Source organism: Roseinatronobacter ekhonensis, from assembly GCF_900499075.1.
GTDB classification, from domain to species: Bacteria; Pseudomonadota; Alphaproteobacteria; order Rhodobacterales; family Rhodobacteraceae; genus Roseinatronobacter; species Roseinatronobacter ekhonensis.
The window spans coordinates 62,635-79,285 of record NZ_UIHC01000002.1 but is presented as its reverse complement, the minus strand read 5'-3'; the positions used below and the strand labels follow the sequence as shown (position 1 = coordinate 79,285).

Sequence of the window (16,651 nt, the reverse complement as noted above, 5' to 3'; positions counted from 1 at the left end):
CCCCCGCCCAAAAGGCAAGGGCTGCGGCCAGTGCCCTAGAAGCGCGACGACAAGCCAAGGTAGAACGCCCGGTCAGAGGTGCCATAGCCTGAAATCTTCTGATATTGTTCATTGAGCAGGTTCTCAATTCGGAACAGCAGGTCAGCGTTGTCAGTCAGGCGGTAGCGCATGGACGCATTGACAACCGTGTAGTCGCCCAAGCCGCCAGTGCGCCCGCCGACATGCTGCAACCCGATCTGAGAGCTGAATGTCTCGGTCCAGTCGGATTTCAGCGTGACGTTCAAATCGTGGTAGGGAATGCGTGCCAGACGCCCGCCCGCAGGGTTGCGGGCATCGGTGTAGGTGTAGGCCAGTGACAGGTCATGCTGGTCGGTCACGGGAACACCCGCCGCCAATTCCAACCCGCGCCGCCGCGTTTCGCCCGCCACGTTCTGATACTGGTTGGTAAAGCCCACAGGCCCAGCCACGGGGCAAGGCGCGCCAAACGCACCAACAGTCAGCGCGCAATAACTGATCGCGTTGTCCGTGGATAACTGAAACAGCGTCGCGCTTAGCTCGGCCCCGTTGGCAAAACGGTAATCCGCCCCGATTTCGGCGCTGATGCTGGTTTCGGGCGCAAGTCCGGTGTTGGGCGCAATGCTGAAAACCGGATTGCCAAGCTGTTCATTGATCGATGGCGCGCGGAACCCACGGCCCGCCGCGCCGCGCAACGTCAGCGCCTCGGTCGCCTGCCATGCAGCGGCAATGCGGCCCGTGTAGAACGTGCCAAAGCCCGAATTGTGGTCGGCCCGCAGCGTGGCGGAAATGTCCAGATCGTCACGCGGGGTCCACAAGACCTGTCCAAAAACACCCGAAACACGGTTGCTGTCCGGTCCCTGCCCGCGCACGGTGATGCTTTCTTCTTGCGTATCGGCGCCGTAGATGAAGGTCAGCGCGGGCGAGTATTCGGTCACGCCCTTATAGGCGAAAGAGATGCGCTGCGCTTCGAATACCCCGGCTGAAGTGCCCCGCGGCTGAAAGGCTTCACGCTCCAGATCATACAGCGTGGCGCTGATTTCATGCACTGAATTGCCGAGGCTATACTCGCCGAACACCCGCGCGCCATACTCGCGGCGTTTTAGTAAATTGTCCGCATCGGCACCGAAATCGTCATATTCCGATGTGCTGTCCTGAACGAAACCGGACACACCCAACGCAAAGGTGTCGGTCAGTTGGTAGCGACCCGAAAGGCTGAGGCGCGTGGCTTCATGCCCGTCATCGGTCAGGCCGGGCGCGCCGGGGAAGGGTTCATGCGATGAAAACCCATCGGTGCGCGTGTGGCTGAAGTTCAGCGCCGCCTCGAACCGGTCATCGCGAAAGGCCAGACCATAGCGCAGTAGCTGGCTGTTGTAGCTGCCAACTTCCGCTTGCAAGCTTTGGCTGAAGCCGTCTTCGGTCGCGCCCAATGTCGTGATATTCACCACGCCACCCACGGCAGACCCACCGTATAGCGCCGATTGCGACCCACGCAGCACTTCGACCCGGCCAATATCGGCGGTCGAGAGTGTGCCGAAATTGAACGCGGTTTGCGGCGAGGACGGATCGTCGACCCGGATGCCATCGACATAAACCGCGACATATTCCGGCCCGGCCCCGCGAATGCGCAAACTGGCCGACCCGCCCGGACCGCCGTTTTGCGTAACGGTCACGCCCGGCAATTTGGCAAGGTAATCGACAAGCTGTGTGGTGCCGTCGGCTTCCAGATCTTCTCGCGTCACCACGCTGACAGAGGATGCGGCGCGCGCCAGCTCTGTCGGGGTCAGGTTGGCCGAAAAGGTCACTTCTTCAAGGTTGATGATATCTTGTGCCGCAGCACCCCCGGCCATCAGGCCAAGGGCTGCGACCGTGCCAAGGAAATGGCGTTTGGTCATGGGTCTGCACCTATGCAAGGGCCGCATCAGCGACCCGAAAGTAGAGAATGTCGTGCAGGTGCAACGCACCGCAGACGGCGAAAGATGCCACCGCTACGGTAAAACCGTTACCCGCAGCGCCGCCCGCGCCGGGATAGGGTGAACACTTTGGCAGGTCTCCTGACTTGCGGGTCGCTGCTTTGCCGGGCCTTCCCGTGGTTTGCACCACAGTGGCATATTCCGACATTGCTCGCCGCTTACAGTTGCGGGGGCAGTCGCGGAGTTGCCGCCCGAAGGCCGCGCACCGCGTTCCCATTTTAACCGGGGGCTTTCGCACCCGGACCAAAGTGAATCTGTCGTAGAACCTTCACCGAGTCGGCGCAAGAAATTTTCACGCCTGCCAGTCAGGTGTTTTCAAAATCGCGTCCAGTAGCGCGGGCATGGTGCCACGATCCAGCATAAGCACCATACGGGGCGCGCTGACGCGTAGGCGCAAGACGTCTGACGCCATGCGGTTCGACGTGCCGATCCGGTCGTGTGGCGCAAAACCGATCCCGTCAATCGGCCATTCCAACCCTTCGGACCGCCCTGTCACCGCGCCCATGGGAAACAACGACACACGCGCCCCGCGCGGCAGCGACAAATGCAGGTCCGGCGGGGCCAGCGCACAGATATCCTCGTCTCCCAAAAGCAGCACGCGGGCACGTCCGTGTCGCGCAAGCGAGTTCAACGCCGCGACGGTATGATCCAGTCGCGCACCCAGAAACCCCACGCACAGAACGAATGGCGCGCTGATCGAGCGCAGGCATTTGTCCAGGTCGGTGCTGTCTTGTTCGGGAATATGATGCACGCGCGGGCCAAGGCTTTCGCGCAGGTCGGGGCGGATCGAATCAAGATCGCCGATCACCGCGCGCGGGCTGTAGCCCAGCGCGTCCAGATGATTCGCGCCACCGTCTGCGGCCACAAGATCGGGGGCCAGCGCCAGCGCGCTTGTCAGCGCCGGACGCGCAAACCCTGCGCCGCCGACCAGCGTCACACCACTCTCTGATTGGAAAATCACGGCCAATAGGCTACCTTCTGATTGCGGCACCGAACTTGGGACACGGTCATAAACTGATCATCAAAAAACCCAAGTTCAAACATGTAATCGCTTTTGTAGTCCGCGATGTTCGGGAATGTGCAATTAATTAAAGAGCGATGTGATGGTTGGTCCAAGCAAAATACTTACAGTGTCCTACGGCACGTTTTCGTGCACGCTGGAAGGGTTTGATGAACCTTTCGGCACGATGCAGGCTATAGCGGAATATTTCCGCGATCTTGCGGCGCAGGACCGCTATTTCGGGGCGGAGCCGCCCACACCGGATGCCGAAATGTTGCACCGCATCGCCGAGCGCGAAGTGCAGCGCCGCGTCGAAAGTCGCGTGCAGGAAAACGGAATCGTTCTGCGCCAGCAACCCGACAGCAGTGTCGCACCGGGTGCCGTGGCACCCTATGCCATGGCAAATGTGCTGAAGGCCGCCGTTCAAGGTGGCGCGGCCCCAACGGCGATGATGGCTGCCGCCGCTGCATCCGATACGCGTGCAGAGCCCGAAGCAGTGCCCGAAACGGAACCAGATACAGCGCGCGCCGAACCCGAAACGATGCCGACGGAAGTGTCTGACAAGCTGGCACGCATCCGGGCGGCAGTCGCCAAATCGGAAAGTGCCGCCTCAAGCGAAGCGGCTATCGAAGATGCTGACGAAGTTGTGGCGACGGACGATCTTGATGATCTGCCGGAATTTGAGTCGGCCGCCGCATCGGAACTGGAAGACAGTATCGCGGGCCTGATGGCCGATGAGCAGGCTCAGGACGACGACGGCGATTTCGCCGCAGAACGCGCAGATGACACCGCAGAAGAGGGCGCAGACGACAGCGTCGAAGACGGCAGCGATGTCTCTCCGGAGCGTGCAGAAGACACCTCTGATGAGGACACTGGCAATACCGTTACAACGGCATCGGGTGCGTTTGGCATTGCGCAGGCCAAGGCGCTTGCCCATCCCACGCTCTCGAAGGATGCGGAGTTCGACGATTTCGGGCTGTTCGACGAAGATGACGACCCACGCCCTGCCGCTGTCATGCCGACGGATTTAGCAGAGCCGGTTGCCGAAGACATGGTTTCTGAACCAGAACTTGAACAGGATGAGTTCGAAGAGGACGTGTTCGAGGAAGATTCGTTTGAGGACGATGCGGCGACGCTGGACGATAGCGCGACACATTCGAGCTCGGAGCGCGACGACACGGTTCGCCAAGACACAGATTACGATGACCAACCGCATGACACGGCTGAAGCGCCGACGGCGCAGCCCATTGTCGATGATTTCGAAGAGGATGAGTTCGAGGCCGAGCTGGAACGCGAATTGCAAGACGCCGCGCGGCTTGAAAAAGAGCGCCACTCGATCGACTCGTTGCGCAGCGAAATCCGCGAAGTATTGGGCAAGACCGGTCTGAGCGGCGGGTCGGAAAGCGCCCTTGTCGAGGAACTGGCGGAAATCGAACAGGAAGCGGTAATCAAGCACCCGCATTTCAACCGCAAGGCCAAGAAGCGCATCCCCGGCGATACCGAAAGCACCGCCGCGCGCCTGTTGGAAACCGCGCAATCGGCCCTGGGTGAGCGCGACTCGAAGCGCCGCCGCGAGACATTCGAGCATATCAAGGTCGCCGTTGCGGCCACCCGCGCCGACGAAGATGCCGAGGGCCCGCGCCGCCGGGACATTGAGCAGGATCGCAAGATCGACAAGTTCCGTGACGGCATGGACACGCCTGCCCCGCTTGACGCCGCCTTGGCCCGCGCAGAACAGCGCGCCAAAGCATCCGAGAGCACAGTCGCGGAGAGTGCCTGGGACGAGGACGAGGATGAGGCCGCCGAAGTGGCGCAAGCCCCGAAGCGCGCGCCCGCAACGATGCGTCCGGTGGCCGAACCTGCCCCGGAACCCGAAGCTGAACGGACAGAAACCCAGCCCGAGGAACCGGTTGACAATCCGCGGCCACGCCGCCCTGCTATGGCTGGCGCGCGCCGCAGCGAGCGCCCCAAAGCCGCGCGCGCACCGCTTGTTCTAGTGTCAGAGCAGCGGGTCGATGCTGATACAGCCCCGACAGGCCCGGTGCGCCCGCGCCGCGTACGCAGCAACCAGACCGCCGAAGCCATCGCGTTGAAGGTTGAAGATGCGCCGGTCGGCCAAGATACGCTCGACGCGTTCAAGGCCTTTGCCGATGACGTAGATGCATGGCTGCTGGATGACCAGATCGAGGCGGCGGCGGCCTATTCGACCCATATCCTTGGGCAAGAGGAATTCTCACGCCCCGAGCTGATGAGCTTTGTTCTGGCCTATAACGAAGGCAAGGAAGTCAGCCGCGAAGACATGCTGCGCGGCTTTGGCACGCTTCTGCGCGAAGGGCGGCTGGAACGCGGCGAAGCCGGTCGGTTCCGTCTGGCGCCCGCGTCGGAATATGACGAACCGGCACGGCAATACGCCAACCGCTAATTCCGCACCCAAACAAGAAAAAAGCCCCGGCCATGTGCCGGGGCTTTTCGCATGGAATGCATCTATGTCTCTGGCGGCGCATCGGGGTCAGGTTTGCCAACGCCCAGAAACAGCTTTTTCAGCGGAAAGGTCCAGACAACGCCCAAGACGACATAGATCAGCAACTCTACCAAAAACGGCGGGCGGTTGAACAGTTCGACCACATTGACCGTGACGACGATGTAGAGCGGCAATGCCACCACAAGGGCGACAATCGACCAGCGTTTGCGGGCTTTGAATGAAAGGGCCATCAATCCTCGAAGGGGTCGGTTACTAGAATAGTGTCTTCGCGTTCCGGTGACGTGCTAAGTAGCGCCACGGGACAGCCAATCAACTCTTCGACGCGGCGCACATATTTTATGGCATTGGCGGGCAAGTCGGCCCAAGAGCGCGCACCCTCTGTGGAATCCGACCAGCCCGGCATTTCCTCATAGACCGGGGTGCAGCGCGCCTGCGCCTCGGCGGCGGTGGGCAGGTAATCCATCACCGTGCCGTCCAGATCGTAGCCGACACAGATTTTCAGCGTCTCGAACCCGTCCAGCACATCCAGCTTGGTCAGCGCGATGCCGTTCACACCGCTGGTCGCACAGGTCTGGCGCACCAAGCAGGCATCGAACCAGCCGCAGCGGCGTTTGCGCCCCGTGGTGGTGCCAAATTCATGCCCGCGCTCGCCCAAGCGTTGGCCATCGTCATCGTCCAGTTCGGTCGGAAACGGCCCTTCGCCCACGCGGGTGGTGTAGGCTTTGACAATGCCCAGCACGAAATCAATGGCACCTGGGCCAACGCCCACGCCGGTCGCAGCCTGCCCCGCGATCACGTTGGAAGAGGTGACGAACGGGTAAGTGCCGAAATCCACGTCGAGCAGCGCGCCCTGCGCGCCTTCGAACAGAATGCGCTTGCCGGCTTTGCGCTTGTCGCTCAGCACCTTCCAGACGGGTGCCGCGAAGGGCAGGATTTGCGGTGCAATCTCGCGCAGGCTGGCCAGAAGTGCGGCGCGGTCGATTTCGGGCAGCCCCAAACCTCGGCGCAGCGCGTCGTGGTGCACCAATGCGCGGTCGACCCGCATTTTCAGCGTGGCATCATCGGCCAGATCGGCCACGCGGATGACGCGACGACCGACCTTGTCCTCATAGGCCGGGCCGATGCCGCGCCCCGTGGTGCCAATTTTGGCAACAGAGTTCTGATTTTCGCGCGCGCGGTCCAATTCGCCATGAAACGGCAGAATGAGCGGCGTGTTCTCGGCGATCATCAACGTCTCTGGCGTGATCTCGACCCCTTGGGCGCGGATCGTGGCGATTTCCTCGACCAGATGCCACGGGTCCAGCACCACACCATTGCCGATGACCGACAGCTTGCCACCGCGCACTACGCCCGAGGGCAGCGCGTGCAGCTTGTAGACCTTGCCGTCAATGACCAGCGTGTGTCCGGCATTATGGCCACCCTGAAAGCGCGCCACCACATCGGCGCGCTCTGATAGCCAGTCGACGATCTTGCCTTTGCCTTCGTCGCCCCATTGAGCGCCGACCACGACAACATTGGCCATTCCCGGACCCTTCCTTGCTGAAACCGATCTGGTCTTACCCTGTCGCGGCGGTGCCGAAAACCCGAAAACGCGGGCAAATGGCCAACGATGCGGGGTTGCAGGCGGCTTTCGCAGCCCCTAAGTAGGCCGGATAGACGAAGAGCGGGTTTCCTGATGCAAAATGTCGTGCTGATTGTTCATCTTCTTCTGGCGCTGTCGCTGATCGGCGTCGTGCTGGTGCAGCGCTCCGAAGGGGGCGGGCTTGGCATTGGCGGGGGTGACAGCAATCCGCAAGCAGGCCGCCCGCCATTGACCGCGATGGCAAAACTGACATGGGGTCTGGCCATTGCGTTCATCTCGACATCGCTTTTCCTGACCGTATTGGCCGCACAGCAGTCCGCGAGCACGTCGGTTCTGGACCGTCTAGGTGTTCCTGCACCCATCGATGCGCCTGCTTCACCGGACCTGCCGGCAACGGACAGCCTGCTGCCGCCAAGTCTGGACAGCGATTCGCTGGCGCCACCCCCGGCGGAATGATTTGCCGCCCGCTTGCGGGCGGGCGAAAACTCGGGTAAAGCCATACTCCCGTGGAGGTGCGCCGTTCAGCGCCCCGTTTTCCGATTTTGACACTTCACGGGGAGGTCCGAGCAGACCCATGGCGCGTTATATTTTCATTACCGGTGGTGTCGTCTCCAGCCTTGGAAAGGGTCTTGCGTCTGCGGCCTTGGGCGCGCTGTTGCAAGCACGCGGCTTTACCGTGCGGTTGCGCAAGCTTGACCCCTATCTGAACGTAGACCCCGGCACCATGTCGCCGTTCGAGCATGGCGAGGTGTTCGTCACCGATGACGGGGCCGAAACCGATCTGGACCTTGGCCACTATGAGCGCTTCACCGGCGTTGCGGCGCGGCGCACCGATTCCGTGTCGTCCGGGCGCATCTATTCCAACGTGCTGGAACGCGAGCGGCGGGGCGATTATCTGGGCCGCACCATTCAGGTTATTCCGCATGTCACCAATGAAATCAAAGACTTTCTTGCCGTGGGCGAGGATGAGGTCGATTTCATGCTCTGCGAAATCGGCGGCACTGTGGGCGATATCGAGGGTCTGCCCTTCTTCGAAGCGATCCGTCAGTTCAGCCACGAGCGCCCGCGCGGGCAGTGCATTTTCATGCATCTGACGCTGCTGCCCTATCTGGCGGCGAGCGGAGAGTTGAAAACCAAGCCGACCCAGCATTCGGTGAAAGAAATGCAAAGCATCGGCATCGCGCCCGATGTGCTGGTCTGCCGGTCCGAACATCCGATCCCTGAAAAGGAACGCCAGAAGATCGCGCTGTTTTGTAACGTGAGACCGGATTCCGTGATCCCGGCCTATGATCTGAAATCCATCTATGAAGCGCCCTTGGCCTATCACGAAGCTGGGTTGGATCAGGCTGTGCTGGATGCGTTCGACATCAATCCAGCGCCTCGCCCCCAGCTTGACCGCTGGAACGACGTGATGGACCGGTTGCAAAACCCCGAGGGCGAAGTGCGCATCGCCATTGTCGGCAAATATGTGCAGTTGGAAGACGCGTATAAATCCATCAAGGAAGCCTTGGTGCATGGCGGTATTGCCAACCGCGTCAAGGTGCATGTGGAATGGATTGATGCCGAGGTGTTCGATGGCGCGGACCCGTCCGCCGCGTTGGAACCCTATCACGCCATTCTGGTCCCCGGCGGCTTTGGCGAGCGTGGGACCGAGGGCAAGATCCGCGCCGCGACCTACGCGCGGGAAAAGAAAATTCCGTATTTCGGCATTTGTCTTGGGATGCAGATGGCTTGTATCGAAGCCGCGCGCAATCTGGCTGGCATTGCCGATGCCGGGTCCGAGGAATTCGACCACGAGTCCGGCAAGAAACGGTTTACGCCCGTGGTTTACCACCTGAAGGAATGGGTGCAGGGCAACCACAAGATTGAACGCAAGCTGGGCGACGACAAAGGCGGCACAATGCGGCTTGGGTCGTATAATGCAACGCTGCTCGAAGGTTCGCGCGTGGCCGAGATTTACGGCAGCACCCGGATCGAGGAACGCCACCGCCACCGCTACGAGGTGGACACCCAGTTCCGCGCTGCGCTGGAAGAAAAGGGCCTGAGCTTTTCGGGCCTGTCGCCTGACGGGTCATTGCCCGAAATCGTGGAATACGGCGACCACCCTTGGTTCATCGGGGTGCAGTTCCACCCCGAATTGAAATCCAAACCTTTCGCGCCGCATCCGCTCTTCGCCGATTTCATCCGCGCGGCGGTAGAGGTGTCGCGGTTGGTCTAGGTGGCGGCGGGATTCCCTCTTTCACATTCGCGCCAATCGGGCATAGTTCCGACACCTAACAATCCAAAGGTTCCCCAATGTCCAATGCAATCGAATCCCGCATCGCCGAGCTTGGCCTGACCCTGCCCGACGCACCCGCGCCCGCGGCCAACTATGTGCCGTTCGTGCAAAGCGGGTCGTTGGTGTTCATCTCTGGCCAAATCTCGAACGGGCCGGACGGGCTGATCTGCGGCACGCTGGGCGATGACACTTCGGTCAAGGACGGGGTCGCGGCTGCGCGGGCCTGCGGCCTTGCGCTGATCTCGCAACTGCGCGCGGCTTGCGGGGGCGATCTGACCCGCGTGAAACGCGTGGTCAAGCTGACCGGCTTTCTGAATTGCACCGCCGATTTCACCGACCAGCCCAAGGTCGTAAACGGTTGTTCCGACCTGATGGTTGCGGTCTTTGGCGAAGCCGGGCGGCACGCCCGCGCCGCCGTGGGCGCACCCAGCCTGCCCTTGGGCGTGGCTGTCGAAATAGAGGGCATTTTTGAGATTGCCTGACCTGCCACCGGAATTTCTGACCCGCCCCCTCGCGCATCGCGCCTTGCACGGGGGCGCGGGGCCAGAAAACTCGCGCGCGGCGATCGCGGCGGCAATGGCGGCGGGCTACGGCATAGAGATCGACCTGCAAGCCAGCGCCGATGGCGTGGCGATGGTGTTCCATGACGCGCAACTGAACCGGCTGACGCGAGCCAAGGGTGCAGTGTCGGCCCGCCGCGCGCGCGAGCTGACACGGCTGCGACTGCGCGGCACATCCGAACGCATCCCCACCCTGCGCGAGGTGCTGGCATTGATTGGCGGCCGGGTTCCCCTTCTGATCGAAATCAAGGATCAAAGCGGCGCGCTTGGCCCGGTCGACGGGCGGCTGGAAGCCGATACCGCCGCTGCGCTGCAAGACTATTCCGGCCCGGTCGCGGTCATGTCCTTTAACCCGCACAGCATGGCGGAAATGGCACGGCTTGCGCCCGATGTGCCGCGCGGGCTGGTGACATGTGCCTTCACGCCAGAGGATTGGCCGGGCATACCCGGCGAACGGTTGCAAGAGCTTGCAGCGCTCGACGCCTTCGGCCCGACCGGCGCAAGCTTCATCTCGCATGATCGACGTGATCTGGCCACGGCATCGGTCGCCGCGTTGAAAGCGCAGGGCGCGCCCATCCTGTGCTGGACCGTCAAAAGCGCCGAACAGGAAGTTCAAGCGCGGCGGATCGCCGACAATATCACGTTCGAGGGCTACACCCCGTAGCGCGCCAGGAACGTCGCGACCGCGCCATCGAGCACGCGCTCAATCTCTGCATTGGTGAATTTGCACTGCACACCGCAGATCATCCGGTCGCAGATCGTGGTCTGGCAAAGCTGGAAAAACTGGTCGGCGGCAAGGTTCATATCATCCACCTGCAACACCCCGCGCGCGTCTGCGTCACGCAGGTACGCACCAAAGCACTCGCGGCCCATTTCCGGCCCACCTTCGTAGAAAGCGCGCCCGATTTCGGGAAAGCGCGGGGTTTCGGCCACGCAGATCCGGTACATCGCCAGCGCGAAATCCGAGGTCAGATACTCCAGCATCCGCCGCCCGGCTTCGCGCAGGGCATGTTCGGGGGGTAGATGCGTGTCGGTCAGTTCCACCGCCGAATCAGCCAGCCGCAACATTTCGGCGCGATACATTGCGCTGAACAACTCGCGTTTATCCGCGAAATAGCTGTAAACGGTTGCCTTCGATACGCCTGCCGCACGCGCGATTTCATCCATACTCGCACGCTCGTAGCCGTGCAGCACGAACACCGCGCGCGCACCGTCCAGAACCTGCGCAACCTTGCGCCCCTGCGGGATTGTGAAATCTGTATCGGTCATGCCTGCTCCTGCCCAATGCCACAGATAGGCACTTGCGCCCGTCAAGGAAAGCGGTTCCGCTAGCGGGTGTGGGAGCATCATGTTAACAGGTTCAGAATATGTTGACGATCTTTCTGGAAACCTTGCCGTTCTTTGCCTTGATCGGCTTGGGCCTTGGGGCCGCACGGTTTGGTGTGTTTCCGCCAGAGGCGACGGCCTATCTGACCAAATTCGTGTTCTACTTTGCCCTTTCGGCCCTGTTGTTCGGGTTTTCCGCCAATCTTGGGCTGGACGAAATCTGGCAGCCGCGCGTGATCGCGGCCTATTTGCTGGCCTGTTTGACCGTCTATCTTGCGGTTATGGTCATCGCCTTCTTGCGCCGCGCGACTTTGTCAGCGGCCACGATCGAGGCGCAATGCGCGATCATCGGCAACACCGGTTTCATGGGGTTGCCCATGCTGGCGCTGCTGTTGGGGCCGCAATCCGTGCCCTACATGCTGATCATCCTGTCGGTGGACCTTGTGGTGTTCTCGTCGCTGTTCACCATGATGATAACCCTTGCGCGGCAGGGCCAGATTGACCGCGCTTTGCCGCTCAAGCTGCTCGGCGCGGTGGCGCGCAACCCGATGGTGGCCGCGATGGTGCTGGGGCTGACTTGGGCATCAACCGGCATCGCATTGCCCGCGCCGGTCAATGACACGCTGACGCTGCTGGGCGCGGCGGCCACGCCGGGCGCGCTGTTTGCGATCGGGGCATCACTGGCCGACAAGCGGGTGGAACGGCTTGGCATCGTGTCATGGCTGACCTTCGTGAAGCTGGGCTTGCACCCGGCGGTGGTGGCCCTTTTCGCGCTGGTCGTGTTCCGTCTGGACCCGCAGGCAAGCGCGGTCCTGATTGCGGGTGCCGCCCTTCCCGTGGCGGGCAACGTGTTCATTCTGGCGCAGCATTTCAACGCGGGGCCGGTGCGGGTTTCGGCCACGATCCTTGTGTCCACGCTTGTCAGCATGGCGACCATTCCGCTGGTCGTTGCATGGGTCAGCGGCTTCTGACAGGTTGTTGCCCAAACCAATGGGAAAACGACATGGAAACGATTTCGGAAAACCGCTGCTTCGGTGGTGTGCAGGGCGTGTATCGCCACCCGTCCAAGGCCACCGGCTGCGATATGACCTTTGGCTTGTTCCTGCCGGCAGAGGCCGCTTTGCACCCCGTGCCGCTGCTATGGTATCTGTCGGGGCTGACCTGCACGCATGAAAACGCGATGACGAAGGCAGGGCTTCAGGCCCATGCCGCCGCGCATGGTCTGGCCGTCGTTTTCCCCGATACCAGCCCGCGCGGTGACGGTGTCGCGGATGATCCCGCCTATGATCTGGGGCAAGGGGCCGGGTTCTATGTGAACGCCACCCAAGCCCCCTGGGCGCCGCATTTCCGCATGTGGGACTATATCGCGGATGACCTGCCGCGCGTGCTTTTCGCCAATTTCGCATTGGAAGAGGACCGTCAGGCCATTACCGGACATTCCATGGGCGGGCATGGCGCGCTGACCATGGCTATGGGGTTGCAGGACCGCTTTGCGTCGGTCTCTGCGTTTTCGCCCATCACGAACCCGACCGCCAGCGACTGGGGACGCAAGCAGTTCACCGCGTATCTGGGGCCGGATGAAAGCACATGGCGCGCGCATGACGCCACGCTTTTGCTACAAACCGGCGGCTTTGACGGCGAGATGCTCATCGACCAGGGCAGTGCCGACCAGTTTCTGGACCTGCTGCGGCCAGAGGCCTTGGCGCATGCGATGGCCGCCACCCGCCAGCCGGGCCTGTTGCGCATGCAAAAAGGCTATGATCACAGCTATTTCTTTATCTCGACCTTCGCAGGCGACCATGTCGCCTTTCACGCACAGGCGCTGTCACGATGAGCGGTATTCAGGCGGTCGTCTTCGACATCGGCAATGTGCTCGTGGGCTGGCAGCCAGAGGCGTATTTCGACAGCCAGATCGGCGCGGAGCGGCGCAAGCGCCTGTTCGCAGAGGTTGATCTGGAAGGGATGAACCTGCGCGTCGACCGCGGGGCACCATTTGCACAAAGCGTGCAGGAACTGGCGCGCATGCATCCTGAATGGTCGACGGAAATCATGCTCTGGCAGGACGGCTGGTCGCAGATGTTCGCGCCTGTTATCACTGAAAATGTCACGTTACTGCGGGCCTTGCGCCGCCAAGGAATGCCTGTGTTCGCGCTGTCGAATTTCGGGCGCGAAACGTTTGATATCGCCTGCAACACCCATTCCTTTTTGACTGAATTCGACCAGAAATATATTTCCGGCCATTTGGGCGTTTTGAAACCGGAAGCTGAAATATATGCCATACTTGAACGTAAAAGTGGTGTGGCGCCGGAGCATTTGTTCTTCATTGATGATAAGCCCGAGAATATCGCCGCCGCCAGAGAGCGCGGCTGGGCCGGGCATGTGTTTGAACACCCCGACGCCTTGTTGGCTGACCTGAAACGCCACGGAATTCAACCGCAGGTTCCAACATGACACCAACAATAATTAGCGCGGATATTGAACCGCAGCTTGACTGGTTGGAATTGATCGCCGCGTTTGAATCGGGCCACCGGCGTCCCAAGGCAGAAATAGCAGACAGTTTCCTGTATCGCGGGACCGACACGCTGTTGTCGCGCGCCGCATGGGTGGACGGATTGGGGTCGCTGGTCAAAACCGCAACAATCTATCCCGACAATTCGGCGCAAGGCCTGCCCAATGTAAATGGAGCCGTGGCACTGTTTTCCGACACAACCGGCGAATTGGCCGCGATGGTGGATTTCCACCTTGTTACCAAATGGAAAACCGCAGGCGACAGTCTGTTCGCCGCCAGCAAACTCGCGCGGCCCGACAGTCAAAAGATAACACTTGTAGGCGCGGGGGCTGTTTCAAAATCCATGCACGCGGCCTATTCGGCGCTGTTTCCCGATGCGGAATTCACCGTCTGGAACCGCAGCCCAGAGGCCGCACAGGCCATGGCGCGCGCCCTGCCCCGCTGCACGGCCAGCGATGACCTGCAAGCCGCCGTCACGCAGGCCGACATCATCTGCACCGCCACGATGAGCAAGCAGCCCATATTGCGTGGCGAATGGCTGCGCGCGGGCCAGCATATCGACCTGATCGGTGCATTTCGCTCGGACATGCGCGAAGCTGATGACACCGCGTTGCGCCGCGCGGCGTTGTTCGTGGACAATGTCGATACCACGCTCGACCATATCGGAGAGATGAAAATACCCTTGGCACAGGGCGTTATCACCCGCGCGGATATTCAATCCGATTTTTATGGCATCGCGCGCGGAGAGTTTGCACGCAAATCAGATGATACAATCACAGTTTGTAAAAATGGTGGTGGCGCACATCTGGATTTGATGACCGCAGCCTATATTTTGGAAAAGCTGTATAAGATCGGTTGATTGTGATTTTCCTTGCAAATGTGTAGAATTCGGCGCAAAGGCATAAAGCACATTAGGATGGACCAAACGATGATCGACCTTGATACTCTCTCGCTAGCCGAACTCAAGAAACTTCAAAAGGATGTCGCGAAAGCGATAGATAGTTTTGAAGAGCGTGAAATGAAAGCCGCCGCCGCAGAGGCAGAAGCCGTCTTGCGCGAACGCGGGTTTACATTGGCACAAATCATGCAAATGGGCGTGACCAAACCGCGCGCCAAGGTTGCCCCGAAATATGCCAACCCTGAAGATCCCACCCAGACGTGGACCGGTCGCGGGCGCAAACCCCATTGGGTTATCAACGCGCTGGACGCGGGAAAAACCCTCGACGATCTGGTCATTTGACCTTCGCAGGCAACACCACCCGGTTTTTATGGCACCTGTATAAAGTCATCGATCAGCGCAATATCGGGCTGATCGCTGCGGGCGTTGCCTTTTTCGCACTTCTGGCCATTTTCCCCGGCCTCGCGGCGCTGATTGCCATCTTCGGCTTTTTTGCCGATCCGCTGGTTATTCAGGACCAGATGGCGCTGTTGTCCGATCTCATGCCCCCCGCTGCTCACACGCTGTTGACCAATCAGGTCACGCGGCTGGTCTGGTCGGGCGATGGCACGCTTGGACTGGCCAGTATTGCCTCTACATTCGTCGCGCTGTTTCTGGCCCGTCGCGGGGTGGATGCCCTGCTCAAGGGGCTGAACACCGTGTATGGCGGGCAAAAACGCGCAGGGCTGGCCCAAGCCATAGCCGTTTTGGTCATCACACTGGGCATGATCGTAGTCGGCGTAATCGCGCTTCTGGCAGTGTTGGTGGTGCCGGTGGTTCTGACCTTCTTTCCGCTGGGCGGGGTGACCGGCTGGCTGGCACTGCTGGCGCGATGGGCGATTGCCTTGGGCATTATCGCGCTGTGGCTGTGGGTATTCTACCGCATCGGCCCTAACCGACCGGCCAAGGCACTTTGGCCGGGTTTGCTGACAGCACTTGTGTTGTGGATCGCGGCCTCTGCGGGGTTTTCCTTCTATATCGGGAATTTCGGCAACTATAATGAGGTGTATGGCTCTATCGGGGCAGTCGTTGCATTGCTGACATGGTTTTACCTGTCAGCCTATGTCGTTTTGCTTGGGGGCGTGGTGAACGCGCTGCTGGACGCGGACCGCGTCAGCCGAATGTTGGATGAAACCGGCCCGCAGGGGATTGCGTGAACAACTCATACCCCGTTTCCGTCACCCCGATGGAATGCTCGAACTGTGCCGACAGTGACTTGTCGCGCGTGACCGCCGTCCAGTCATCCGACAGAACGCGCGTGTCGGGCTTGCCAAGGTTGACCATCGGTTCGATGGTAAAGAACATGCCCGGTTCCAGCGTAGGGCCGCGCCCCGCGCGCCCGTAATGCAGCACATTGGGCGGCGCGTGAAATACCTGCCCCAGCCCGTGGCCGCAAAAGTCGCGCACAACCGACATGCGCTGGCTTTCGACATAGCTTTGAATGGCATAGCCGATATCGCCAAACGTGTTGCCGGGGCGGACCGCTTCTATGCCCATCATCAGCGCGTCATATGTGACCTGAATAAGCTTTTCAGCGCGGGGCTTGGGCTTGCCCGCGACATACATGCGCGAGGTGTCGCCAAACCAGCCATCGACCACGACCGTCATATCAATATTCAGGATATCGCCATCGCGCAGCACATCATCGGCGCGACGCTTTTCCAGATCGCGCGAGATGGTTTCGTCCTTGCCCAGCGGGATACCCGCGCCGGGAATGCCATGGCACACGACATGGTTGACGGAAATGCAGCTTGCATGCTCGTACCCGCGATAGCCGATGGTCGCAGAGGTCGCGCCCGCAGCCGCCACCCATTCGGTTATCAGCCGGTCCAGCGCAGCAGTGGTCTGACCCGGGAATACATGCTCGGCAACCTCGTCAAGTATTTCCGCCGCGAGTTTTCCGGCCTTGTGCATTCCCGCGAATCCCTCGCGCGTGTGCAGACGGATTCCCTCTCGGGTGGTTGCGCCGTGAAAAATGTCGCCCAAGGC

17 protein-coding genes and 1 riboswitch are annotated in these 16,651 nt (G+C 61.0%); of the genes, 11 read left to right on the top strand and 6 right to left on the bottom strand.

All coding sequences use genetic code 11. The features are described from left to right. Positions 1–35: 35 nt before the first annotated feature. Entirely contained in the window at positions 36–1,910 is a 1,875-nt protein-coding gene (locus ROE7235_RS01325) for a TonB-dependent receptor plug domain-containing protein (RefSeq protein WP_183073242.1), read from the bottom strand. 132 nt (positions 1,911–2,042) lie between these two features. After that, positions 2,043–2,251: riboswitch (cobalamin riboswitch) on the bottom strand. 29 nt (positions 2,252–2,280) lie between these two features. Next, the gene (locus ROE7235_RS01320) at positions 2,281–2,949 is read right to left on the bottom strand and encodes a thiamine diphosphokinase (protein ID WP_245963855.1); all 669 of its coding nucleotides are present in this window, start codon (positions 2,947–2,949) and stop codon (positions 2,281–2,283) included. Positions 2,950–3,091: 142 nt separating this feature from the next. Here ROE7235_RS01320 and ROE7235_RS01315 point away from each other — a divergent pair, with 142 nt between their 5' ends. Then, positions 3,092–5,410 carry a hypothetical protein gene (locus ROE7235_RS01315; protein ID WP_147434148.1) on the top strand — a complete coding sequence of 773 codons (2,319 nt, stop codon included), beginning with the start codon at positions 3,092–3,094 and terminating at the stop codon, positions 5,408–5,410. Positions 5,411–5,472: 62 nt separating this feature from the next. Here ROE7235_RS01315 and ROE7235_RS01310 read toward each other — a convergent pair whose 3' ends face one another. Both ROE7235_RS01310 and ROE7235_RS01305 read right to left on the bottom strand, forming a co-directional pair. After that, positions 5,473–5,700, bottom strand: coding sequence for a DUF2842 domain-containing protein (locus ROE7235_RS01310; protein WP_121092857.1), 228 nt, complete (start codon positions 5,698–5,700; stop codon positions 5,473–5,475). Beyond that, on the bottom strand, positions 5,700–6,992 hold the full coding sequence (locus tag ROE7235_RS01305) for an adenylosuccinate synthase (protein WP_121092856.1): 1,293 nt from the start codon (positions 6,990–6,992) through the stop codon (positions 5,700–5,702). The genes ROE7235_RS01310 and ROE7235_RS01305 overlap by 1 nt, the downstream gene beginning before the upstream one ends. A 153-nt stretch (positions 6,993–7,145) precedes the next feature. On the opposite strand from ROE7235_RS01305, the gene secG reads away from it, so the two are divergent. From secG to ROE7235_RS01285, 4 genes are all read left to right on the top strand, one after another. After that, entirely contained in the window at positions 7,146–7,508 is a 363-nt protein-coding gene (gene secG, locus ROE7235_RS01300) for a preprotein translocase subunit SecG (RefSeq protein WP_121092855.1), read from the top strand. A gap of 118 nt (positions 7,509–7,626) precedes the next feature. After that, complete coding sequence (pyrG, locus tag ROE7235_RS01295; RefSeq protein ID WP_121092854.1) at positions 7,627–9,270, top strand: CTP synthase; 1,644 nt, start codon at positions 7,627–7,629, stop codon at positions 9,268–9,270. 77 nt (positions 9,271–9,347) lie between these two features. Continuing rightward, the gene (locus ROE7235_RS01290; RefSeq protein ID WP_121092853.1) at positions 9,348–9,812 is read left to right on the top strand and encodes a RidA family protein; all 465 of its coding nucleotides are present in this window, start codon (positions 9,348–9,350) and stop codon (positions 9,810–9,812) included. Then, positions 9,799–10,554, top strand: a complete 756-nt coding sequence (locus ROE7235_RS01285; protein WP_121092852.1) for a glycerophosphodiester phosphodiesterase family protein — start codon at positions 9,799–9,801, stop codon at positions 10,552–10,554. Before ROE7235_RS01290 ends, ROE7235_RS01285 begins: the two co-directional genes overlap by 14 nt. Here ROE7235_RS01285 and ROE7235_RS01280 read toward each other — a convergent pair. Beyond that, positions 10,542–11,159: a TetR/AcrR family transcriptional regulator gene (locus tag ROE7235_RS01280; RefSeq protein ID WP_121092851.1), complete on the bottom strand. Its 618-nt coding sequence runs from the start codon at positions 11,157–11,159 to the stop codon at positions 10,542–10,544. The genes ROE7235_RS01285 and ROE7235_RS01280 overlap by 13 nt on opposite strands. Positions 11,160–11,257: 98 nt before the next feature. Between ROE7235_RS01280 and ROE7235_RS01275 the strand changes: the two genes are divergently transcribed. The 6 genes from ROE7235_RS01275 (at position 11,258) to ROE7235_RS01250 (ending at position 15,819) form a co-directional block, all read left to right on the top strand. Next, the gene (locus ROE7235_RS01275) at positions 11,258–12,187 is read left to right on the top strand and encodes an AEC family transporter (RefSeq protein ID WP_121092850.1); all 930 of its coding nucleotides are present in this window, start codon (positions 11,258–11,260) and stop codon (positions 12,185–12,187) included. A 32-nt stretch (positions 12,188–12,219) separates the two neighbouring features. Beyond that, positions 12,220–13,050 (top strand): S-formylglutathione hydrolase, encoded by an 831-nt coding sequence (gene fghA / locus ROE7235_RS01270; protein ID WP_121092849.1) that lies wholly within the window; start codon positions 12,220–12,222, stop codon positions 13,048–13,050. Next, complete coding sequence (locus tag ROE7235_RS01265; RefSeq protein ID WP_121092848.1) at positions 13,047–13,667, top strand: HAD family hydrolase; 621 nt, start codon at positions 13,047–13,049, stop codon at positions 13,665–13,667. The genes fghA and ROE7235_RS01265 overlap by 4 nt, the downstream gene beginning before the upstream one ends. Continuing rightward, positions 13,664–14,584: an ornithine cyclodeaminase family protein gene (locus tag ROE7235_RS01260; protein ID WP_121092847.1), complete on the top strand. Its 921-nt coding sequence runs from the start codon at positions 13,664–13,666 to the stop codon at positions 14,582–14,584. The genes ROE7235_RS01265 and ROE7235_RS01260 overlap by 4 nt, the downstream gene beginning before the upstream one ends. 69 nt (positions 14,585–14,653) lie before the next feature. Beyond that, entirely contained in the window at positions 14,654–14,965 is a 312-nt protein-coding gene (locus tag ROE7235_RS01255; protein ID WP_121092963.1) for an H-NS histone family protein, read from the top strand. Continuing rightward, positions 14,962–15,819 carry a YihY/virulence factor BrkB family protein gene (locus ROE7235_RS01250; protein ID WP_183073240.1) on the top strand — a complete coding sequence of 286 codons (858 nt, stop codon included), beginning with the start codon at positions 14,962–14,964 and terminating at the stop codon, positions 15,817–15,819. The genes ROE7235_RS01255 and ROE7235_RS01250 overlap by 4 nt, the downstream gene beginning before the upstream one ends. On the opposite strand, the gene map is transcribed toward ROE7235_RS01250, so the two are convergent. Beyond that, positions 15,776–16,648: a type I methionyl aminopeptidase gene (map, locus tag ROE7235_RS01245; protein WP_245963849.1), complete on the bottom strand. Its 873-nt coding sequence runs from the start codon at positions 16,646–16,648 to the stop codon at positions 15,776–15,778. The genes ROE7235_RS01250 and map overlap by 44 nt on opposite strands. Positions 16,649–16,651 lie beyond the last annotated feature (3 nt).